General features: G+C 65.8%; 2 protein-coding genes. Both read left to right on the plus strand.

The window, feature by feature from the left end:
* Positions 1 to 1086: transposase (locus tag QZY07_RS15410; RefSeq protein ID WP_295404533.1), on the plus strand; the 1086-nt coding region annotated here is incomplete at its 5' end.
* 321 nt (positions 1087 to 1407) lie between these two features.
* Positions 1408 to 1554, plus strand: a complete 147-nt coding sequence (locus tag QZY07_RS15415; protein ID WP_295404534.1) for a hypothetical protein — start codon at positions 1408 to 1410, stop codon at positions 1552 to 1554.
* The last annotated feature ends 134 nt before the right edge of the window (positions 1555 to 1688 follow it).

Genomic DNA, 1688 nt, shown 5'->3' on the forward strand with positions numbered 1-1688 from the left:
ACCCATCCCGACCACCGCACCATCGCCGATTTTCGCAAGCGCTTTCTCGACGAGCTGGCGGGGCTGTTCACCGAGGTGCTGCTCATCGCGCAGGCGATGGGGCTGCTCAAGCTCGGCACCGTCAGTCTCGACGGGACCAAGCCTGTCCTGAGCGAAGCCGAAGGGATCAAAGCCAACGCGAGCAAGCACAAGGCGCTGAGCTTCGAGCACGCCAGCCGGCTGGAGGAACAGCTCAAGGGCGAGGTCGAAGCGCTGCTGCGTCTGGCCGAGCAGGCCGACAACACACCGCTGCCCGCCGCGTTGGATCTCCCGCTGGAGCTGAAGCGGCGCGAGCAGCGCCTCGCCGTCATCGCCGCGGCCAAGGCCGAGATCGAGGCCCGCGCGCACGCGCGCTTCGCGGCCGAGCAAGCCGAGTACGAACGCAAGCTCGCCGAGCGCGAAGCCCGTCGCGAGCGCACCGGCCGGAAGCCCGCCAAGGCGCCCGAGCCCGGCCCGCGGGCCAAGGATCAGGTCAGCCTCACTGACGCCGAGTCGCGCATCATGCCCACCGCCGGCGGCGGCTTCGAGCAGGCCTACAACGCACAGGCCGGGGTCGATACCGAGACGCACCTGATCGTCGCGCAGCACGTCACCGATCACACCAACGACAAGCAGGAGATCGGCCCCGCCCTGGCGTGCCTCGATGCCCTGCCCGAGGCGCTCGGCGCGGTCGACGCGCTGCTGGCCGACACCGGTTATCACCGTCAGGAGAACCTCGAGCGCTGCGCCGCCGCCGGCATTGATCCCGACATCCCCGAAGCACGCCAGGGCCACCACCCGCCCTTGGCCGAGCGGCTCGCCGCCGACCCGCCGACTCCCCAAGGCCAGCCCACGCCGGCCGAGGCCAATGCGCATCGGTTGCGCACCCGCGACGGCAAGGCCCGCTATGCCAAGCGCAAGGCCACGGTCGAGACCGTCTTCGGCATCATCAAGCAGGTGCAGGGCTTCCGCCAATTCCTGCTGCGCGGCTTGCGTGCGGTGCAGGGCGAGTGGGCGCTGGTGTGCATGGGATGGAATCTCAAGCGCCTTTTTGCGCTTAAAGGATGAAAAAGAGGACAAGATCGCGCGTTTTCGCGAAACATACCGACAATTTCGATGTTTCACGCGCACTCGCCTGTCTCATTTTTGTCAATGCAGCCTGTCGGAACACGATCCGGAACCTAAGTCGGACGGGCTCCTAGACCGTCTCTTGTTTTCCCGCGCCCTCGATCCGTTTGTCCGCTTGTCCGTGGCCGCTGTCACTGATGCATTCGCGAACGGTGGCGATGGATTGGCAGACGGTGCTGGCGTGGGCGGTGTCAGTTGCCGCGCCAGCGCATCGACCGCCGTCCCCGCCAAACCCTTTGACTGGCCCAAGGCCAACACCGCTTGAGCCGCCGCAGTCTGGCCGGCCAGGTGCAGCGTCTCGGCATAACTCAACCAAAACTGCTCGCGCGTCAGGTCCGCTTCCAGCGCCGTTTTGAACCACGGCAGGGCGGCGTTGGGCTGGCCGGCCTGCACCGCCAGGATGACTAGTACAGTGGCGCTCAAATGTTTGTAATGGCACTTAGACCATCAATGGTTTCCCTTGATACGTCCAACGGAACGGTTTGGCCATGGTGGCATTGAAGTAGGCGATGAAGGCCAGCAACTTGGCACGCAAGTCCTCC

Source organism: uncultured Thiocystis sp., assembly GCF_903866365.1.
GTDB lineage: Bacteria > Pseudomonadota > Gammaproteobacteria > Chromatiales > Chromatiaceae > Chromatium.